The 19,579-nt window shown below is 72.0% G+C and carries 16 protein-coding genes; 14 read left to right on the forward strand and 2 right to left on the reverse strand.

All coding sequences use genetic code 11. The features are described 5' to 3' along the window. Positions 1-7: 7 nt before the first annotated feature. A complete protein-coding gene (locus tag AQJ58_RS02030) occupies positions 8-1,216 on the reverse strand; it encodes a GNAT family N-acetyltransferase (protein WP_234359963.1) in 1,209 nt (402 codons plus the stop codon). A 247-nt stretch (positions 1,217-1,463) separates the two neighbouring features. On the opposite strand from AQJ58_RS02030, the gene AQJ58_RS02035 reads away from it, so the two are divergent. The 14 genes from AQJ58_RS02035 to AQJ58_RS02105 all read left to right on the forward strand — a co-directional run bounded on the left by AQJ58_RS02035 (position 1,464) and on the right by AQJ58_RS02105 (position 18,029). Continuing rightward, positions 1,464-2,657 (forward strand): PP2C family protein-serine/threonine phosphatase, encoded by a 1,194-nt coding sequence (locus AQJ58_RS02035; RefSeq protein ID WP_067244202.1) that lies wholly within the window; start codon positions 1,464-1,466, stop codon positions 2,655-2,657. A gap of 132 nt (positions 2,658-2,789) precedes the next feature. Continuing rightward, the gene (locus tag AQJ58_RS02040) at positions 2,790-3,122 is read left to right on the forward strand and encodes a hypothetical protein (RefSeq protein WP_067244204.1); all 333 of its coding nucleotides are present in this window, start codon (positions 2,790-2,792) and stop codon (positions 3,120-3,122) included. Positions 3,123-3,307: 185 nt separating this feature from the next. Continuing rightward, positions 3,308-3,640, forward strand: coding sequence for a hypothetical protein (locus tag AQJ58_RS02045; protein WP_067245649.1), 333 nt, complete (start codon positions 3,308-3,310; stop codon positions 3,638-3,640). A gap of 54 nt (positions 3,641-3,694) precedes the next feature. After that, entirely contained in the window at positions 3,695-4,009 is a 315-nt protein-coding gene (locus AQJ58_RS02050; RefSeq protein WP_067244206.1) for a pore-forming ESAT-6 family protein, read from the forward strand. A 33-nt stretch (positions 4,010-4,042) separates the two neighbouring features. Next, the gene (locus AQJ58_RS02055; RefSeq protein WP_067244208.1) at positions 4,043-4,429 is read left to right on the forward strand and encodes a DUF6507 family protein; all 387 of its coding nucleotides are present in this window, start codon (positions 4,043-4,045) and stop codon (positions 4,427-4,429) included. After that, positions 4,426-7,008 (forward strand): ADP-ribosyltransferase, encoded by a 2,583-nt coding sequence (locus AQJ58_RS02060; RefSeq protein WP_067244210.1) that lies wholly within the window; start codon positions 4,426-4,428, stop codon positions 7,006-7,008. Before AQJ58_RS02055 ends, AQJ58_RS02060 begins: the two co-directional genes overlap by 4 nt. 42 nt (positions 7,009-7,050) lie before the next feature. Further along, on the forward strand, positions 7,051-7,458 hold the full coding sequence (locus tag AQJ58_RS02065; protein WP_067244211.1) for a hypothetical protein: 408 nt from the start codon (positions 7,051-7,053) through the stop codon (positions 7,456-7,458). Between the two features lie 13 nt (positions 7,459-7,471). Continuing rightward, positions 7,472-8,935: a hypothetical protein gene (locus AQJ58_RS44170; RefSeq protein ID WP_234359932.1), complete on the forward strand. Its 1,464-nt coding sequence runs from the start codon at positions 7,472-7,474 to the stop codon at positions 8,933-8,935. A gap of 133 nt (positions 8,936-9,068) precedes the next feature. Further along, positions 9,069-9,512, forward strand: coding sequence for an HD domain-containing protein (locus AQJ58_RS02080; RefSeq protein WP_067245655.1), 444 nt, complete (start codon positions 9,069-9,071; stop codon positions 9,510-9,512). Positions 9,513-9,549: 37 nt separating this feature from the next. Further along, a complete protein-coding gene (locus AQJ58_RS02085; protein WP_067244213.1) occupies positions 9,550-9,852 on the forward strand; it encodes a hypothetical protein in 303 nt (100 codons plus the stop codon). 76 nt (positions 9,853-9,928) lie between these two features. Next, the gene (gene eccD / locus AQJ58_RS02090) at positions 9,929-11,284 is read left to right on the forward strand and encodes a type VII secretion integral membrane protein EccD (RefSeq protein WP_067244215.1); all 1,356 of its coding nucleotides are present in this window, start codon (positions 9,929-9,931) and stop codon (positions 11,282-11,284) included. A 19-nt stretch (positions 11,285-11,303) separates the two neighbouring features. Further along, on the forward strand, positions 11,304-12,563 hold the full coding sequence (locus tag AQJ58_RS02095) for a MinD/ParA family ATP-binding protein (protein ID WP_067244217.1): 1,260 nt from the start codon (positions 11,304-11,306) through the stop codon (positions 12,561-12,563). Between the two features lie 58 nt (positions 12,564-12,621). Further along, on the forward strand, positions 12,622-16,599 hold the full coding sequence (eccCa, locus tag AQJ58_RS02100; protein ID WP_067244219.1) for a type VII secretion protein EccCa: 3,978 nt from the start codon (positions 12,622-12,624) through the stop codon (positions 16,597-16,599). An 8-nt stretch (positions 16,600-16,607) separates the two neighbouring features. Then, positions 16,608-18,029 (forward strand): DUF6177 family protein, encoded by a 1,422-nt coding sequence (locus tag AQJ58_RS02105; protein WP_067244220.1) that lies wholly within the window; start codon positions 16,608-16,610, stop codon positions 18,027-18,029. 35 nt (positions 18,030-18,064) lie between these two features. Here AQJ58_RS02105 and AQJ58_RS02110 read toward each other — a convergent pair whose 3' ends face one another. Beyond that, positions 18,065-19,213 (reverse strand): acyltransferase family protein, encoded by a 1,149-nt coding sequence (locus AQJ58_RS02110; protein ID WP_067244222.1) that lies wholly within the window; start codon positions 19,211-19,213, stop codon positions 18,065-18,067. Between the last annotated feature and the right edge of the window lie 366 nt (positions 19,214-19,579).

The following is a 19,579-nucleotide window of genomic DNA, read 5'->3' on the forward strand; positions in this document are numbered from 1 at the left end:
CGCGGCCTCAGAAGCCGTGCGGCAGCCAGGGCGCCACCGCCGACCCGAACCCCGCGGCCGCCGCCGCCAGCGCCCCCTCCCGCAGCTCACGCACCCGGCCGGCCGCCCCGAGCGCGGCCAGGCTCACCCCGCCCAGATACGCCGCCCCCAGCTCCCGCACCGACAGGGCCAGGTCGGCGGCGTCCGTCGTACGTTCACAGACCGCGCCCTCGGGATCGCCGGAGAGCCGCCAACGCCCCGCGTTCCACGGGCAGAACGCGTCCTCGACCTCCAGCACCACGTCCACCGGCGCCTGGTAGGTCCGCGCCTGGAGCGCCGCGCCCAGGTCCACCAGCCGCACGTACAACTGGTCCCGCACCCGCAGCCCGCACCGGCGGATGTCGGACACCTGGTACTGCCACGCCTCGTCCAGCGGGCGCCCCCGTACCTTCAGCGAGCTCGTCAGGTCGATCCCGAACAGGAACCGCCACAGCGCCGCCTGCGACAGCGGGTCCAGCGCCGCGAGGTCCTGGAGCTGCACCTCGCCGTTGTGCCCGCTGTCCGTGTACCGCGGCTGCACCCGGAACCGGACGTAACCGCTGACGCGCCCCTCCCGCTCCGCGAGCACGCACTGCAGAGGCGACGCCCCGTCCCCGGTCTGCGCCCCCAGCACCGCCACCTCCTCCCAGCCGGGCCGCCGGTCGAGCATCCCGGGCCGCAGGGCCACCGTGCGCGCGTACACCGCCTCGCAGGCGTCCAGCGTGGCGCGCGGATCGGCGTACGTCAGCCGTACGTCGTCCGTACCCTCCGGTACGGACAGCCGGACCCGGCCGGTGTCGATCTCGGCGTGCAGACCGAAGGTCGCCGCCGCGTAGCCGAACCGGCCGTAGATCTCCGGCTCCGAGGCCGTCAGGACGGCGAGCGGCTCGCCCCAGGCCCGGACGTCGTCCAGCTGACGCCGCATCATCGACGTCAGCAGCCCGCGCCGCCGGTGCGTGGCGCTCACCCCGACCATCGTCACGCCCGCCGCCGGCACCGAGGCCCCGCCCGGCACGGTCAGCCGGAAGTCGAACGCCCCCGCCGTGCCGACGAGCTCCCCGCCGTCCCAGGCGCCCACGGACCGCTCGCAGGAGGTGAGCCGCCGCCACAGCTCCCGCTCCTCGGCCTGCTCCGGGACCCCGCCGAAGGCGCGCAGCAGGACGTCGTACCACCGGTCCCAGTCCTCGGCGCGCAGCACGCGCAGCTCGGCCCCCGGGGCCTTCGCAGCGTCAGAAGAGGTCGCGCGGCCCGTGGACCGTGGCGTCGTCGTCCCAGTCGTCATGCGTCCATGCCTAGCAGCCCGATGCGGGACGAGCCAGGGAATTTCTCCCTCCGTGCCACGTCAGCGCTTTCCATGAAGTTCACTGTGAAGTTGAACCTCGGACGGGGGACAAGTGGGACCTCCCGTGCCAAGCGGTGGGTTGGATGGATAGGGTCCCGAACTAATGGCAGAAGGACGACAGCGGCGCGCGGAAGCCGAGACGTTGACGGCCCGGTTGAAGCACTTGATGCACCGGGTCCGCACCGGCGTGCGCCGAAGCGCCGTCGACTACTTCCGCGGCGACGGTTCGGACTGGATCGCGCTGGCCTTCCTGCTGCTCACCGTCCCGCTGATCGCGGCCACCACCCTCGCCAACTCGGTGTGGTGCTCACCGGCCGCGCTCGTCCTGCCGATCGTCGCCGGCGGTCTGCTGCTGCGCCCGTCCAGCCTGCTCGGGCTGTACGCGGCGGCCGCCACCGCGCTGATCGTCGAGTCCGTGCAGCTCGGCCCCTACACCCAGGGGCCCTCCCGGGTCACCCCGGGCGTGGTCCTGGTCGTGGCCGCATGCGGTTTCTTCGGCCTGCTCATCGCCCAGTTCCGCAGCCGGGTCGGCGTGCCCTGGAGACGCGGCGGCACCATGCTCTTCGACCTGCGCGAACGCATCCGGGTGCAGAGCAAGCTGCCGAAGCTGCCGCACGGCTGGCACCGCGAGATGGCCCTGCGCCCGGCCGGCGGGCAGTCCTTCTCCGGCGACTTCGTCGTCGCGGCCCGCACCAACGGCGGCCGCACCATGGAGGTCGTCCTGACCGACGTCTCCGGCAAGGGCATGGACGCGGGCTCCCGCGCCCTGCTCCTGTCGGGCGCCTTCGGCGGCCTCCTCGGCTCCCTGCCCCCGCACGCCTTCCTCCCGGCGGCCAACGGCTACCTCCTCCGCCAGGACTGGGACGAGGGCTTCGCCACCTCCATCCACCTGGTCCTGGACCTCGACTCCGGCGACTACGAGCTCTACTCGGCCGGACACCCGCCGGGCCTCCAGCTCAGCGCGGGCAGCGGCCGCTGGGAGGAGAAGGCCGCCGAGGGGCCGTTGCTGGGCGTCTACGAGGGCGCCCAGTTCGACCCCGTGAAGGGCTCCCTGCGCCCCGGTGACGTCCTGATGCTCTTCACCGACGGCCTGGTGGAGACCTCGGACCGCGACATCGTCGAGGGCATCGACCGCCTCACCGGCGAGGCGGACCGCTATGTCGCCGGCGGCTTCCAGGGCGCGGCGTGGCACCTCATCGAGGCGGTCGCGAAGGACGTCAACGACGACCGGGCCCTGCTCCTGGTGTGCCGCGAAGGCCCGACGGCGGCGGCCCCGACGGCGCATCCGGTCCCCTGACCCTCCGTTTGTGCCACCCCTGTAACTCCTGCCGCTTCGCGATTGCACTGGCGTTCGAGGACTTGGTACAGATGGAGGTGCGTACGGTCACGGACGGGACGGACGGACCCCACCGGGGGAGGCGGTTTCGACATGAAGTTCGACATGGGTGCGCAGACGCTGTCGACGTTGCAGCGTGATTCGCGTGGGTCGAGTGATGATCTGGGTTCGCTGATCAGGCAGTTGGTGCAGGCCGCGACGCCGTTGGAGGGGAAGTTCAACGGTGCGGGCCGGGTGATGTTCGATCAGTTCAAGGCGCGCGCGGATGAGATCACGAACGACTTGAACGCGTCCTTGTCGGCGATCCTGGGTGGTCAGTCGGGGATGGACTCGGCGTTCTCGTCGGGTGACCAGGAGCAGGGTGACAACGCGCGGCAGCAGATGTCCGCGGCGAACTTCGACGCGGCGCGGTTCGGCGCTCGCTGAATCCCGAGGGGAAGTGGTTCGTTTCGGGATGAACCGGCCTGTGTGTCCCCATGTGTTGGTCACGGACTTGTGGTGGCTCTGTGGGGATGGCCACCCTCGATTGCACGGGCAATCGGTCAGTTGATAGCAATGACTCTGCGCGCAGTGCGCGTGAGGTGAGACGAGTGAGCCGAACGGGGGCCTTCATGAAGTTCGACATGGGTGCGCAGACGCTGTCGACGTTGCAACGTGATTCGCGTGGGTCGAGTGATGATCTGGGTTCGTTGATCAAGCAGTTGGTGCAGGCCGCGACGCCGTTGGAGGGGAAGTTCAACGGCACGGGCCGGGTGATGTTCGATCAGTTCAAGGCGCGCGCGGACCAGATCGCCGGCGACCTGAACGCCTCCCTCTCCGCCATCCTGGGCGGTCAGTCGGGGATGGACTCGGCGTTCTCGTCCGGTGACCAGGAGCAGGGTGACAACGCGCGGCAGCAGATGTCGGCGGCGAACTTCGACGCTGCGCGGTTCGGCGCTCGCTGAGGTTCGCACGTCCGGTTCGGTCGGGTTCTTTCTTCTTTCCACGGGGAGTGTGTGATGGCTGGTGCGGGTTCGGATCGTCGGTCGTACGACACGGGTGCGTCTGCGGACGCGCAGGGGAACATCCAGGCGGTGGTGGCGCGGCTGGAGGAGGTCATCGGTCAGCGTGACCGTCAGGTGAAGGCGGCGATGGCGGACTTCACGGCGGACGGGGTGGCCGAGGAGTATCACGGCAAGGAGCAGCGGTGGAACCTCGCGTCGAATGAGGTGCGGAACATCATCAGTCTGCTGAAGTCGACGCTGGAGCAGAACGACGGTACGGCGCAGTCGACGATCCAGCGCGCGAAGGCCGCCGTCGACAACATCGGCTGAGGCAGTCGTCGGGCAGGGAACGGGGGTTGACGGATGCCGGGCTGGGACCTGCAGCCGCAGGGTATTTCGGGTGTGGTGAAGACGACGGGGGAGACCGCGTCGCACTTGCAGAAGCACGCGACCGCTTTCGGTGAGCACCTGACGTCGGCGGCGTCGAGTGCCGGGACGATCTCGGCGGATGCGCCGGCCGCGGGTGGTGAGCAGGCGCAGGGCGGCCTGGTGGCCCTTGCGCTGTCGCAGTACGCGGAACGCGCGTCGAAGGATCTGTCCTTCGTCGCGGCGCGCGCCGGCAAGTCGCTCCAGGGCGTGGTGGACGCGACGACCGCGTACCTGAACGGCGACGAGCAGATGGCGCTGGAGGCGCAGCGCAACACGCTGAAGGCGCCGAAGCCGGACATGCCGGGGACGGGCAAGGCGTGATCAAGCCCGAGCAGATCCCCCAGTTCACCGGCGACCTGGCGCAGTTGGAGCTGGACCACGCGCGTCTGAAGAAGGACGCCGGGAACGTCCGGGACACCGGCAAGGACGTCAACACCCAGTTCCAGGGCCTGTCGGCGTTCTACAAGGCACCCGAGGCCGAGCAGCTCTTCGGCACCACCAAGCCGGTGCAGGACCGGGCGGACGATTTCGCGACGGACCTGGAGACGGTGTCGTCGGCCCTGTCGTCGTATGCGACGGAGATCCGTCCCCTGGTCTCGAAGCTGCGGGAGCTGAAGACGCAGGCGACCACGTTCGTCGCGTCGGTGAAGGACGACGACGAGTGGGAGTACGACGAGGACAAGGTCGACGAGCACAACCGGCTCCGGGACGACATCACGGCGACGGTGGCGGCGTTCTGGGCGGCGGAGCGGACCTGCCACAACAAGATCACCGGGATCTGGGGCGGGACCCAGATGGTCGCGGGGGACGGCTCCGAACGCAAGGACCAGTACGGCTTCAACGCCGCGGACCTGAAGAACGCGAAGCTTCCCTGGGGTGACCCGGTGGAGGAGAAGCACCACTGGTACGAGGTCGGCCACTGGGTGAAGTCGTTCGTGTGGGACGGCCTGATCGTGGACGGCATCTGGGGCACCATCAAGGGCCTGGGCACGCTGGTGGGCTTCGGCGGCTGGGACGCGATGGGCCAGGCATGGAAGGGCCTCGCCCAGCTCGCGACCGGCCTCGCGCTGGCCTCCATCCCCGGCGTGGGCACCGCGTTCTGGCTCATCCCCGACGACAAGCTTCCCTCCTGGATCCGTGACTCGCGGACCGCGATGAAGGAGACCGGCAAGGCGCTGGTGGCGTGGGACGAGTGGGGCAAGAACCCCGGCCGGGCGGCCGGCGCGGTCACCTTCAACGTCCTGACGACGGTCTTCACCGGCGGCGCGGGCGGCGCCGCGGCGGGAGCGGGCAAGGCGGGCGCGGTCGCCAAGGCGCTGTCGATCGCGGGCAAGGCGGGTCGCGTGATCGACCCGATGACGTACGTCGCCAAGGGCGCGGGCGCGGGCCTGTCGAAGATCGGCGACATCGCCAAGGGGCTGAAGGGCCTCGGCAAGATCGAGATGCCCACACTGCCGGACGGCTCGGTCCACCTTCCCGACGGCCGTCTGCTGGATCCGAACGGCAACCTCGTCTCGCCCGACGGCACCATCGACACCACGCCGGTCCCGCACGAGTCCGTACCGGCGTCGTACCAGACCCCCTCCGGGCTCCCGTCCCACTGGACGATCCAGACCCCGGACGCGACACCCTCGTACGCGGCCCATACGGCCGACAGCGGCTCGTACGCCGGGGCGCACGCGACGAGCGACGGGATCCACGGGGGTACCCCGCACCCCACGGCGGCCACGGGGTCGTACACCGGCGGCGTCCCCGCGACGGGCGACGGGATCCATGGCGGCATCCCGCACTCCACGGGGGCCACGGGGTCGTACACCGGCGGCCTGCACGCCACCTCGGACGGCATCCACGGCGGCATCCCGCACAGCACGGGCGACGCGGTCTCGACGGGCGCGCACGCCGGTACGACCCCGTCGGCCTGGTACCACGACACGGCGGCGACCGGCGCGGCACACGACGTGCCGACCACGACCCCGCACGACACCGCCCCGCACACGGGCGGCCACGACACCCCCGCCGCCCACCCGCACGACGGCTCGCACGGCGCCGGTCACGACGGAACCGGTCACGACGGCGCGGGGCACGCGGACGACGCGGCGCACACCGGCGACCACGCGGGCGCCTGGGACCACGTGGACGCCGGCGACGGGGGCCTGGACGCCGCCGGTCACCACGTCCCCGACACCCCTGTCGTTCCGGGCCACTCGGGCACGGACCTGCCGGGACATCCCGGGGCCGGGGAGCCGTTCGAGTACAAGCCGGTCATGTCGGCGGACGAGTTCGACAGCCTCTCCACCGACGCGGAGAAGCACGCGGCGGCCGCAGCGGAGCTGGAGCGGGGCACGAATCCCTGGCCGAGCAGCAGCGACACCGCGGGGCAGACGTACGGCGACGCATACTGGAACGACTTCCTGGACCACCTCGAACCCGAGCCGAGGGCGGCACTGCGCAAGTACAGCGACTTCTACTACACGTCCATCAACGGCCAACTACGGGCCGGCATGGGGCTCGAGGACTCCATCTCCAAGATCGTCGACGACATGGACAAGGTCATGGGAACCCGGCCCGTGCCGGAGGACATCATGGTCGTACGCGGCACGGGAGTCGATCACCTGCCCATCCGGCACGAGATGGAAATGCAGGGCCGCGAATTCTCGGACGCCGGCTACACGTCGACGTCCCTCGGTTCGACCCCGGCGTTCGAGCACAAACCGGTGATCATGCATCTGCGCGTGCCCAAGGGCACACCCGCCCTCTGGATCGACCACATCTCCGCCAACCCCGGAGAGCGGGAACTGCTGCTCGCCAAGGGTACGACGTACAAGGTGACGCGCGTCTTCTTGGACGAGGCCGGGAAGTGGCAGGTCTACGGCGAGGTGCTGCCGAGGGCGACGCCGTAGCCTTCCTCCTGGACGACCAAGACATTGAGGAATGTGGATTTCATGAGCAGTGAGCAGCAGCCTGCCCCCTCTCGCTTCGAGGAGGACATGCACTTCACGGAGCAGCCGGGCGGTCCGGCGCGCTACCGGGACTGGACCGAGAAGCCGGTGCGGTACTTCACGGTCGTGGACAAGGAGAGCGGCGCGGTCCTCGGGTACCTCTGGGCCGGTGACGAGGACGACGCCGCCGCCTTCGAACCGCGACGGGCCGGGGGGCCGCGAGCGGTGAACGAGAGCGGCTTCTGGATCCGTCGACTGCGCAGCGCCAAGGAGCGGGGGCTGCTGCCGTCCCAGGCACTCGCCGAGTTGGCGGCCGACCCGGAGCCCGCCGGCAGGGGCCGCGTCCTGCCGGACTCCCTCACCGACGCGCCCAACGCCGCCGCGGTCGACGCCCTGGCCAAGGGTGACTAGCGAACAACCTCGTGTGAACCCGCGCTTGGCCGAGGACCTGCCGTTCACCGAGGTGGACGCCGCTCCGAGGTACAACCGGCAGACCGGTGGGCCGGTGACGCACCTGAGCGTCGCCGACAGGACGGGCACGGTGATCGGGTACGTGTGGGCGAACGACACGGACGACGCCGCCGGTTGGGTGGTGCCGCCCGGACTCCCGTCCGCCGCCGTCAACGCCGGTGGACCATGGGTGCGGGCTCTGCGCGACGGCAAGGCACGGGATCTCGCGCCGACCGCTCTGCTGGCGGAGCTGGCGCGAGGCGCCGAGGACGGCGAGCACAGCCACGTCGTGCCGGACTCTCTCACCGAGGCCCCGTCCCTCGTTGCGCTGAAGGAGCGGGCCGCGGTGGCCGAACCCGTGCCGGTCAACCCCCGCTTCGACGACGACATGCATCTCCACCTCGTCGCGCCGGGGCCGCCGCGGTACCGGACCGGGACGGACGGGCCCGTGCGGTACATCACGGTGGTCGACAAGCAGGGTGGCGCGGTCCTCGGCCATGTGTGGGCGAGCGACGAGGACGACGCCGCCGCATGGAAACCCCGGCAGGCGGCCGGAAACCGGGCGCTTGCCGAGGGCGGTCACTGGCACGCCCGTCTGGAGGAGGCCAAGGGGCGGGGCGTTCCGCCGTCCCAGGCCCTCGCGGAGATGCTGTCCCGCCCGGAGGGCAACCGCGGCCGGGTCCTGCCGGGTTCGCTCGCCGATGCCCCGAACGCGAACGCCGTCACGTCCCTCGCCGAGGGCGGCCCGGACCCACGGGTGAGCGCCCCCGCGGCCCCCGAACGACCCACGGAGAATCCCCACCCCATGACCACCCCGCCCCCCGGCAACCCCTACGCCACCCCCGCCCCCCAGGCCGTCCCCAACCCGTATGCGCAGCCGGGCGGTCACCTGCAGCCGGGCGGTCACCCGCAGCCGGGCGGTCACCCGCAGCCGGGCGGTCACCCGCACGCGGGCGGTGTGCCGCAGCAGGCCGGGCCGTACGGGTATCCGGCCCCGCACGGCGGGCAGGGCTACGCCGCCTACCCGGGGCACCCCCAACCTCCCGCCCCCACCTGCATGTTCTGCGCGGGCGCCCCCGCCGTGCACGTCACCTTCCGGGCCCATCGCGGGCTCCTGATCCTGATGACCTTCGGGAAGCAGAGCGGGATGATGTGTGCGACCTGCGGGATCGCGGTGTACCGGGAGTTGACCACGCGGACGTTGTGGCAGGGGTGGTGGAGCCCGTTCTCGCTGTTCCTGTTCACGCCGTTCACGCTCGTCCACAACCTCGTCGTCGCCCGCAAGGTGAAGAAGCTGCAGGCCCCGGCGCCCGGGCAGCACGGGCCCCAGGTCGACCCCGGAGTGCCCGTCCACCGGCGGCCGTTGGCGTATGTCGCGTTCGTCCCGGTGCTCTGGGTGCTGTTCATGATCGTGACGGGTCTGACGCAGGGCTCCTGACGGGGACCGCCGGGGCATACGACCCGCACCCCGGGTGTACGCCCCCGCCTCCCGTGCCTTATGTTGCACGGGCAAAGTAAGGGGGAATTTGCATGCTGCACCACGGGCACGACCCGAGGCGCGCGCCGTGACGATGAGTCTCGCCGAGATCGAGGCCGTCGCGTGCGCCGCGCACGCCGGGCAGACGGACAAGGCAGGGCGGCCGTACACCGAGCATCTGCGGGCCGTCGCCGAGGGCGTCCGCGCCCGGGGCGGCGGTGCGGAGCTGATCGCCGCGGGCTGGTTGCACGACGCCGTCGAGGACCGGGCGCTGAGCGAGGAGTGGCTGCACGAGGCCGACCTCGACGCACGCACCAAGGACGTCGTCCTCGCCGTGACCAAGCGGGCGGGCGAACCGCCCGAGGCCTACGCGCGGCGGATCCTGGCCACGCCCGGCGCCCGGCTCGTCAAGGCGGCCGACCTCGCGCACAACGCCGACCCGGACCGTCTCGCCGTTCTCGACGAGGCGACCCGCGCCCGGCTGGAGCGGAAGTACAGCGCCATGAGGCAGTACCTCGGCCTCACCCCGCACGACTGACGGCACACCACAGAAGCTACGCACAGGACGACGACGAATGGCACGGGACTACGACAGCCAACTCCTCGAGTCGGTGGCGGTGCGGCGGCGCCGGATGCGTGACGCGCTGCTGTTCGGCGCGCAGCGCGGCCGGCGCACGCTGGACGAACGGCTCGGCAAGGTGTTCGCGGGCATAGCGATCGCGGCCGTGCTCTGCGCCGGCTGCGTCGGCTGGTCCTTCCTGCAGGCCACGCTGGCCAAGCAGAAGGCCGAGCAGGAGAAGCAGCAACAGCGGCAGGAGCAGCTCTACGATCCCGCGAGCAGCAGCCCGTCCACAGGCGCGAGTGGGGAGAAGCGGTGAAGAGGACGAGCATGGGTGTCGGATGCACGGCACATCGGCCGGATGGCCGGAAAGACGCGATGATAGGTTCCGGTGAGTGGTGAGCACTGCGACGACGTCTCGGACCCAACTCAGCCGTATCACCCTGATCGGTGAACGGCGGCGCGCCGACCTCGTACTTCCGTCGGACACGCCCATCGGCCAACTGCTCCCCGACATACTGCGGTTGCTCGACGACCGGGTCGCGTCCCGGCCGACCACCCGCCAACTGGTCACCTCCGACGGCTCGGTGCTGCCGAACGACGCCACGCTGTCCTCGGCCCAGGTCGCCGACGGCGCCGTGCTCCAGCTCGTCCGGGCGCACGCCGCGCCCCCCGCGCCCGTCGTGCACGACGTCACCGACCTCGTCGCCGACGATCTCGACCTGCACGCCTGGCGCTGGCGCCCGGCCGCCCGCCGGGTCAGCGCCGGGGTCGCCACCGTCGTCTTCGCCGTGGCCGCCGCCGTCCTGGCCCGGCGCGAGTTCGCACCGGCGTCCGTCGCCACCGCGCTCGCCGTCACCACCGCGGTGTTCCTGCTGGCCGGCGCCGCCGTCGCGAAGATCGGCGACGGCAACCGGGGCCTGGCGACCGCGCTGCTGGCCGCCTCCGGCGGACTCGGCCTGCTCACCGCGTGGACCGCGGCCGACGCCCACGACTGGTCCGGCGAGGCCCGCCTCGCCGGTGTCGTCGCCGCGGCCGTCCTCACCCTGGTGCTGCTCGCCTACTTCTCGCCGCTCGGCCGGGGCGGGCTCATCGGCGCCGGGGCGGCCGTCGGCATGGCCGCCGTGTGGGAGGCCGTCGCCGCCGTACAGGACCGTCCGGACCGGCTCGGCGCCGTGATGACCGTGTTCTCCGTGGTGCTGCTCGGGCTGCTGCCCCGGCTCGCGCTGATGGCCTCCGGGCTCACCGGACTGGACGACAAGCGGTCCTCGGGGGTGTCGGTGAGCCGGCACCAGGTCTCCAACGCGCTCGCCGCGACCCACCGCGGCCTGGCGCTCGCCACCGTCGTCACGGCCGCCTCGGCCGCCGCCGGCGGCTGGCTGCTGACCACCGCCGACCGGCCGAGCGTCTGGACGGTGACCCTGGCCTCGCTCACCGCCGTGGTGCTGCTGTCCCGGGCCCGGGCCTTCCCGCTGGCCGCGGAGGTCGTGGCGCTGTTCACGGCGGCCGGCGTCCTCGTCGTACGGCTCGCCGTGCTCTGGCTGGACCACGCCGGCGGCGCCGGCGCGCTGGCCCTGCTGGGGGCCGCCGCGCTGCTGCCGCTGCTGGTCCTCGCGATCGAACCGCCCGAGCACGTCCGGATCCGGCTGCGGCGACTGGCCGATCTCGTCGAGTCCCTCGGGGTGATCGGTCTGTTCCCGCTGGCCGTCGGGGTGTTCGGCATCTACGGGCAACTGCTCGACAAGTTCTGAGGTCTGGGAGAAGGGCGACATGCCGAGCGGTGAGAACTGGCAGAACGACGTGCTGCGCGACCTGAGGGGCGGCGGACCGGGGGGTCCCGGGCCCGGCGTACCCGCGCAGCAGCCCGCGGCGGACAGCGCCCGGGCACCCGGCCCGCAGGCCGAGAACCCGGGCTACGGCTACCCGCCCCAGCAGTCCCAGCAGTCCCAGCAGCATCAACCGCAGCCCGCCTACGGCTATCCCCCCCAGCACCAGCACCAGCACCAGCACCAGCAGCCGCAGCCGTACCCGGAGCAGCCCTCGCAGCAGCAGCCGCAGCCGTACGCCGAACAGCCCGCCCCCGCCCCCCAGCGCACCCCCCGCCGCGCCGCCCCCGACACCCGCCCCGTCGTCGACAAGCGGCTCGCCGCCACCGGGCTCAAGCCGCGGCACGGCGAGCCCTTCGCCGCCCGCGCCCTGCGCGCCGTACGCCGGACCGTCTCGTCCTCCGCCGCGCGCGAGGTCGCCGAGACCACCGCGACCGCCGAGACGCTCCAGCGGACGGTCACCACCGGCCGCCAGATCGCCGTGACCTCCATCCGCGGCGGCTCCGGCAAGACCACCGTCGCCGCGCTGCTGGGCGCGACCTACGCCCACTACCGCCAGGACCCGGTGCTCCTCGTCGAGGCGGACCCGGCGCTCGGCTCGCTGCCGCTCAGGCTCGGCGCGGAGAGCCTGCGCTGGACCACCGGCGACCTCGCCGCCCTGGTCGAGCCGCAGATGTCGCTGCTCGACATCACCGGCTACCTCGTCCAGCTCCCGGAGAACGCCTGGCTGCTGCCCGGCAGCCAGGGTCAGGTGGGCGCGATGCTCGACACCCGCGGCTACGAGCGGGTCATGGTGTCGCTGCGCCGCTACTTCGGGGTGACCGTCGTCGACTGCGAGACGCTGCCCGCCGAGGTGGCCCGTACCGCGCTGTCCGCCGCGCAGGCCCGGGTGCTCACCGCGCCCGCCACCCTGGAGGGCGTCGCCAGCACCCGCTCGGTGCTGGAGTGGATGCGCGGACTGCCCCGCGACATCACCACCACGACCGTCGTCGTCCTCACCGAGACGTCCCCGCACCCCGGCCTCGACCTGGACAAGGCCGCCGAGCAGCTCAAGGCGACCGGGGCGAGCGTCCGCGTCCTGCCGTACGACCGCCATCTCGCGGCCGGCGGCGCCATCCGCACCGATCTGCTCGCCCGCCCGACCCGGCAGGCCGTCACCCGGCTGGCCGCCGAGGTCTTCGAACTGTCCCAGAAGCGCCGTTGACCTCCCTCGACCGGACCCCTCGAAAGGCCCCCTCGCAGGGAACCCCGAAGGACAGACGATGAGTACCCGACTGATCCACCGCCCGGCGCGCACCACCCGCCCGCCGGCCGCCTCCGAGCCGCGCACCATAGAGGCCCCGCCCAACCTGCCCGAGGGCAAGGCGGGTTCCATCGCCACCTCGCTGCTGCCCGTCGCCGGCGTGATGTCCTCCGTCGTGATGATGACGGTCGTGCGCAACAGCCAGTTCGCCGGGCTCGGCGCGATCATCCTCGTCGTCACCCTGGTCGGCTCCCTCACCCTGGTCTTCTCCCAGCGCGGCAAGGCCCAGCGCACCCGTCGCACCCAGCGCGAGGCCTACCTCGCCTATCTGGAGGACCTGCGCGAGGAGCTCAGCAAGGAGGAGCGGGAGCGCGCCGAGACCGCGCAGGTGCTCAACCCGCCGCCGGACGCGCTGTACGACATCGTCCGCGACCCGGCGCGGCTGTGGGAGCGCCGCCGCGTCGACGGCGACTTCCTGCGGGTGCGGGTCGGCACCGGCGAGATGCCGGTCCGGGACCTGAAGGTGGGCCAGCAGGGCTCCTCGGTGCTGACCCCGCCGGACCGGTTCATGCTGAACGAGGCGTCCGCGCTGATGTCCCGCTTCCGCACCGGCACCGACCTGCCGCTCACCGTGCCGCTGGACCGCGTCGGCAACATCAGTGTCGTCGGCGCCCGCGAGGACACCCTGCGGGTCGCCCGCGCGCTGCTCGTCCAGGCCGCCGCCACGCACGCACCCGACGACGTGGCGTTCGCGCTCGCCGCGCCCGGCGACCGGATCGCCGACTGGGAATGGGCGAAGTGGCTGCCCCACCTCCTCGACCCCGAGCAGTACGACGGCCCCGTCGCCGCCCGCCGGATCGCGCCCTCCGTGCCCCAGCTGGCCCGGCGGATCGGCCCCGAGCTGCGCCGCCGCGCCTCCTTCGCGGCCGAGGTGCGCCGTGGCCTGTCCGGCAAGGACGCCCTCGGTATGACCTCCCGGCTGCTCGTCGTCGCCGACGCGCACGGCGACGACGCCGTCGACCTGCCCCGCCCCGACGACGCCGTCGGCCTGCGGGAGATGGGTGTCACCATCCTGCACCTGCTCGACGAACGGGTGCAGGAGCCCGGCAGCGTCGGCGTGCGGATCACCGTCGACGGCGAGCGGATCGCCATCGAGGACCTGCGCGAGGAGGAGCCGATCGGCGCCCACGGCACGGTCGACGAGATCGGCGTCCCGTTCGCCGAGGGCTTCGCCCGGATGCTCGCCCCGCTCAGGCTGTCCGCCGACTCGATGGCCGCCGACGCCCCGCTCTCCGGCCCGGTCGACTTCGCCGAACTCCTCGGCATCGAGGACGTGGCCGACCTCGACCTGACCCGGCTGTGGGCGCCGCGCGGCGAACGCGCCTTCCTGCGCGTGCCCATCGGCGTCAGCGACTCCCACGAACCCGTCCTGCTCGACCTGAAGGAGTCCTCCGAGCTGGGCATGGGCCCGCACGGCCTATGTGTCGGCGCCACCGGCTCCGGCAAGTCCGAACTGCTGCGCACCCTGGTGCTCGCCCTCGTCGCCACGCACCCGCCGGAGGACCTCGCCATGGTCCTCGTCGACTACAAGGGCGGCGCGACCTTCGCCCCCTTCGCCGGCCTCCCGCACGTGGCCGGCGTCATCACCAACCTGGAGAACCAGGCAGGGCTCGTCGAACGCGTCCACGCCTCCCTGGCCGGCGAGGTCAAGCGCCGCCAGCAGGTCCTCAAGGACGCCGGGAACGTCGCCGACATCGGCCACTACGCCGCCCTGCGCGCCGAGAAGCGCCCCGATCTCGACCCGCTGCCGCACCTCTTCGTGGTCATCGACGAGTTCGGCGAACTCCTCACCGCCAAGCCCGACTTCATCGACCTGTTCCTCTCCATCGGCCGCATCGGCCGCTCGATCGGCGTGCACCTGCTGCTGTCCAGCCAGCGCATCGAGGGCGGCAAGCTCAAGGGCCTCGACACCTACCTGTCGTACCGGCTCGGCCTGCGTACCTTCTCCGCCGACGAGTCCCGCACGGTCCTCGACACCACCGACGCCTTCCACCTGCCGCCGCTGCCCGGCTTCGGCTACCTCAAGGTCGACACCAGCCACTACGAGCGCTTCAAGGCCGGCTACGTCTCCGGCGCCTACAGCGGCCCGGTGCGCCGCGAGCAGGAGGACACCGGCCCGCTCGCCCTGGAGTACGAGGCCTACAACACCCTCGGCCAGGAGGAGGGCGCCGCCCCGCAGGAGCCGCAGATGCGGCGCCGGGAGACCGGGCCCACCGAGATGGGCGTCATGGTCCAGCAGATCGAGGGCGCCGGCGCCCGCCCCGTACGCCAGATCTGGCTGCCCCCGCTGCCCGAGGCGATCGCCCTCGACAAGGTGGCCGGTCCCCTCGAGGTCGGCCCGCGCGGCACCCAGCTCGCCAAACGGCGCGGACCGCTCCAGGTGCCGTTGGGCGTCCTCGACGACCCCACCAAGCAGTGGCAGGGCCAGTGGTACCTGGACCTCACCATGGCGGGCGGCCACGCGGCGGTCATCGGCGGCCCGCAGTCCGGCAAGACCACCCTGCTGCGCACCCTCGCCCTCTCCCTGGCGCTCACCCACACCCCGCAGGAGGTCGGCGTCTACGGCCTCGACCTGGTCGGCGGCGGACTCCAGGCGCTCGCCGGGCTCCCGCACGTCGGCGGGGTCGCCGGCCGTGCCGACCGGGAGCGCGCCGCCCGCACCATCGACTCCGTGCGCGGCATGCTCGACCAGCGCGAGGAACTCTTCCGCGTCCACACCATCGACTCGCTGGAGCAGCTGCGCACCCTGCGCGCCGCGGGCCGCCTCCCCGAGCTGGCCTCCACCGAGATCGTGCTGCTCATCGACGGCTTCGGCGCGCTGCGCGACGACTTCGAGGAACTGGACGACGCGGTCGTCGACATCCTCAAGCGCGGCGGCGGCTACGGCATCCACGTCGTCGCGGGCATGCTCCGCTGGAACGACGTCCGCATCGCGACCCAGTCCCAGTTCGGCACCCGCGTCGAGCTGCGCCTGAACGACCCGAGCGAGTCCAGCATCGAACGCAAGCTCGCCCAGACCCTCGCGCCCGACGAGAAGGGCCGGGTCCTCACCGACGGCAAACTGTTCGCCCAGGTCGCGCTGCCCCGCACCGACGGTCTGGCCGACACCGCCGACCTCGGCGCGGTCCTGGAGCGTGCCGCCCGGACGATCCGGGCCACCTGGACCGGCGAGGTCGCCCAGCCCGTACGGGTCCTCCCGCACCTCCTCGAACCGCACATGCTGCCCGGCCCGTCCGCCGAACCCCGCCGGGTCGCCGTCGGCCTGGACCAGACCCACCTGGCGCCGGTCCTGCTCGACCTGTTCCACCACGACCAGCACCTGCTGATCATGGGCGACAGCGAATGCGGCAAGACCAACCTGCTCAAGGTGATCGCCCAGGGCCTGATCGAGCGCTACGGCGACGACGAGCTGGTCTTCGGCATCATGGACCCGCGGCGCGGGCTGCGCGGCGCGATCCCGGAGGAGTACCGGGGCGGCTACGCCTACAACGCCAAGCTCGCCGCCGGCCTCGCCGCGGGCATCGTCACCGAACTCGACAAACGGCTGCCCGACGAGAGCACGGACGCCTCCGACCTGGAGCCCGGCAGCTTCTCGGGCCCGCGGATCGTGATCCTGGTCGACGACTACGACGTCCTCACCACCGCCGGGCAGCAGCCCCTCGCCCCCTTCCTCCCGTACATCCCCTCGGCCCAGGACATCGGTCTGCACTTCGTCCTGACCCGACGGGTCGCGGGCGCCTCCCGCGGTCTGTACGAGCCGCTGCTGATGGGCCTGCGCGAGTCCGGTGCGGCGGCGCTGGTGATGTCCGGCGACCGCAGCGAGGGCCAGCTCTTCACCGGTGTCTACGCCTCCCAGCAGCCGCCCGGCCGCGGTGTGCTGGTCCGCAGGGGCGAGCCGAACCGACTGATCCAGACCGTCCACGCGGGGACGAGGTAGAGGGACCCATGACGAAGGACGTCGTCGCGCTCACGAAGAAGATGCCCGACCCGCTCAGCGTGATCGCCGGCCTGCTCTCGGGCGGCCCCGACACCCTGGTCGGCGCGGAGGAGGACGGGGCGCTGGTCCGGCTGCACGACGAGCAGGGCCGCCCCCTGCTCTCGGTGGAGGCCCCGCTGCTCGTCCAGGTCAGGGGAGAGGCCCGGCGGCTCCTCGGCGCCGACGAACCGGAGGTCCCGTACTGGTGGACCGAGGCCCGCGCCACCACCGGGGTGCGCGAGGCGGAGGCCCTGGCCGGCACGTTCGCGGCTCGGGTCGCGACCCTGGTCGGCGGCACCGCCTGGCCCCCGGAGGCCGCGTCCTCCCTCGCCGTGGTGAACACCGAGGGGATGACCGCCGTCCCCGTACCGGCCGCCGCGCAGCCCGCCGTCGACGTGCTCACCGACAAGGTGGCCGTGGTCATCCAGGACCGCCCGGTGGTGGCGATGACGGCCTGGCTCGCGGACACCTTCCGCGCCGCCGCCGAAGCCGAGCTCGGCCTGCAGATCGTGACGCCGGCCGGCACCCGGCTCTCCCCGGCGGTCCGGGGAGCGCTGCCCGGCTGGCCCTCGCGCTGGGTGGTGCAGGACGAGGGGTGCGGCTACTACGACGGCCTGTCCGGCGCGGTCCTCACGTGGGCGAACGGCGCGTTCGTGACGGTCGGGTCCCCGGAGGCGACCCCCGAGGACCCGCGCACCCCGGTCGCCGAGTCCTTCACCCACGAGATCGCCGACTCCGGCGAGCGCCAGCTCGCGATCTCCTTCCGCTGTGTCCACCCGGCCGACGACCGGCTGGTCCTCGGCGGCGCCCTGGAGGCGGTCTGGCGCGAGATCACCGGTGAGCCGCCGGCCGGCTGGGGCACCGAGGAACCCGCCAACCTGCCCTGGTCGCTGCGCCAGGTGACGGACGTGGCGTTCGAGCGCGCACCGGCGCCGACCTGGCTGGTGGTCGTCGGCACCCCGGAGCGCCCGGCGCTGGCGACGGTCCGGGTCTCCCGTACGAAGGGGGGCGTGGAGGAGGACGTCACGCTGGCCTTCGGCTACGGCCCCGGCGAGACCGTCCCCACGGACGCCTCGATCATGAGGGCGGCGGAGATCCTGGCCACCCGCCACGACCTGCAGTCGATGCTGGTCCAGGTCCGCAGGGCCCGCCGCGACCTCGCTGTCCCGCCCCGCTTCGAGGGCCCGGGAGTCCCGTACGCCTTCGTCCTCGGCGCCGAGGAGGTCCGTACGATGCCCGGCGACCGGGCCAGGCGTACGCCCCTGCGCCAGAAACCCCGCGAGCTGGGTCCGAAGACCCGGCCGGCCCTCTACTACCCGTTCCCGGGCAACCCGTCGGACCTGTCGGGCTGGAAGGACTTCGAGGAACTGATGAGGCACCTGAAGGGCTGAGGAGACCCTGAGAAGACCCTGAGAAGACCCGTACCTCAGGCGGACGCCTTCCCTCTCTCCCGGGCGCCCCGCAGGGGATCCTCCCGGAACGCCCACTCCATCCGGGGCTCGATCACCACCCGGAACACCCGCCGCACGGGCGAGGTGCACAACAGCGTGACGGCCACGGCGATCAGGACACTGACGGCGATCTCCCCGACATGCCGGTGCAGCCAGGGGTGGTCGAACCACCCCCGGTACTCCGCTGCCTTGAGCAGGAACCCGTGCAGCAGATAGCCGTACAGCGTCCCCGCCCCGAGCGAGGTGAACCACAGCGTCCGCCCCGGCACCCAGGAGAGGAAACCGGCGGTCAGCACCAACGAGCATCCGAACAGCGCGAGTTGCATGACGGGCCCGACCCACCACGGAGCGCCCAGCTCCTGGGCGGAGTCACGGTGGTAGAACCACGCCGCGTTCATCCGCGGCACCGCCCACCAGGCGAAGCCCAGCGCGAGGACGAACACCGGCACGGCCGCGACACGCACCGAACGGCGCCGCACCAGCCGGACGTGCTCGGCCCGCAGACACAGCCCCAGCACGAAGAACGGCAGGAACTGCAGCACCCGCTGCAGATCGAGGTCGTCCCCGATGCCGGGGCTGACGGACGCCAGCACGGCGATGCCGAGCGCGACCGGCAGCGGATGGCGCAGGGTCTTCCACAGCGGAGTGGTCAGCCGCCAGATGAACAGCGCGATCAGGAACCAGGTCAGGTAGTAGGGCTCGAGGAGACTGATCTCCTGGCCGGGGCTGTGATCGCCGTAGCGCTTGAAGAGCGAGTAGCCGGTCTCGAACACGACGTACGGTACGACGAGCCCGGTGACCAGCCGCTTCACCCGGCTCGGGCTCGCGTCGAAACTCCGGGAGAAGTACCCGGAGACGATGATGAACGCCGGCATGTGGAAGGCGTACACGACCAGGTACGCCGCCTGGAGCAGTCGGCTGTCGCCCTTGAGGGGCTCCCAGGCGTGGGCCACGGCCACCAGCACGATCGCCAGGTACTTGGCGTTGTCGAAGAACGCGTCACGCCGGCCCGACGGCCGCTGCGACGGTCGCCCGGCGGATCTGTCCGGGGCCGGGCGGTGCTGGTCGTTCCGGTTCTGGGACGAGCGCGGGCTCCGAACGAGAGACGAGACGGCGTGGAACATTTGAGGCACCCTAGTGCCGCTCGTGCGTATGCGTAAAACATCGCAGGTCATTCTCGTAAGGACGCAAGCGGTCCGCCGATCACACCGCTCGTCTGCCCGAGATGTCATGATTCATACCGACTAAAAGGCGCATAACGCCCTGCCGCGTGCGGGTGTTGACGTGCTGTCGGCCCTCATTGCGAAATAGCCGCGCCCATGGTGGGTGGAGAGGGAAACGATCTCCCGCAATTCCCGTGCGGGGCGCGCCTCGAATTACCGCGCGGCACAACCGTTCCCGAACGGTCACCGCGATGATGCGTCACGGGCCGCATGGGAAGCCCGTGTTGGTGGCACGATGGTCTCGGGAGTGCGGACCAATCGAGGGTG

This window comes from Streptomyces sp. DSM 15324, from assembly GCF_001514285.1.
Lineage (GTDB): Bacteria > Actinomycetota > Actinomycetes > Streptomycetales > Streptomycetaceae > Streptomyces.

Coding starts and splice junctions, on each gene's coding strand:
- AQJ58_RS02035 (WP_067244202.1), top strand. CDS start 1,464: ATGGCAGAAGGACGACAGCGGCGCGCGGAAGCCGAGACGTTGACGGCC.
- AQJ58_RS02040 (WP_067244204.1), top strand. CDS start 2,790: ATGAAGTTCGACATGGGTGCGCAGACGCTGTCGACGTTGCAGCGTGAT.
- AQJ58_RS02045 (WP_067245649.1), top strand. CDS start 3,308: ATGAAGTTCGACATGGGTGCGCAGACGCTGTCGACGTTGCAACGTGAT.
- AQJ58_RS02050 (WP_067244206.1), top strand. CDS start 3,695: ATGGCTGGTGCGGGTTCGGATCGTCGGTCGTACGACACGGGTGCGTCT.
- AQJ58_RS02055 (WP_067244208.1), top strand. CDS start 4,043: ATGCCGGGCTGGGACCTGCAGCCGCAGGGTATTTCGGGTGTGGTGAAG.
- AQJ58_RS02065 (WP_067244211.1), top strand. CDS start 7,051: ATGAGCAGTGAGCAGCAGCCTGCCCCCTCTCGCTTCGAGGAGGACATG.
- AQJ58_RS02080 (WP_067245655.1), top strand. CDS start 9,069: ATGAGTCTCGCCGAGATCGAGGCCGTCGCGTGCGCCGCGCACGCCGGG.
- AQJ58_RS02085 (WP_067244213.1), top strand. CDS start 9,550: ATGGCACGGGACTACGACAGCCAACTCCTCGAGTCGGTGGCGGTGCGG.
- AQJ58_RS02095 (WP_067244217.1), top strand. CDS start 11,304: ATGCCGAGCGGTGAGAACTGGCAGAACGACGTGCTGCGCGACCTGAGG.
- eccCa (WP_067244219.1), top strand. CDS start 12,622: ATGAGTACCCGACTGATCCACCGCCCGGCGCGCACCACCCGCCCGCCG.
- AQJ58_RS02105 (WP_067244220.1), top strand. CDS start 16,608: ATGACGAAGGACGTCGTCGCGCTCACGAAGAAGATGCCCGACCCGCTC.
- AQJ58_RS02110 (WP_067244222.1), bottom strand. CDS start 19,213: ATGTTCCACGCCGTCTCGTCTCTCGTTCGGAGCCCGCGCTCGTCCCAG.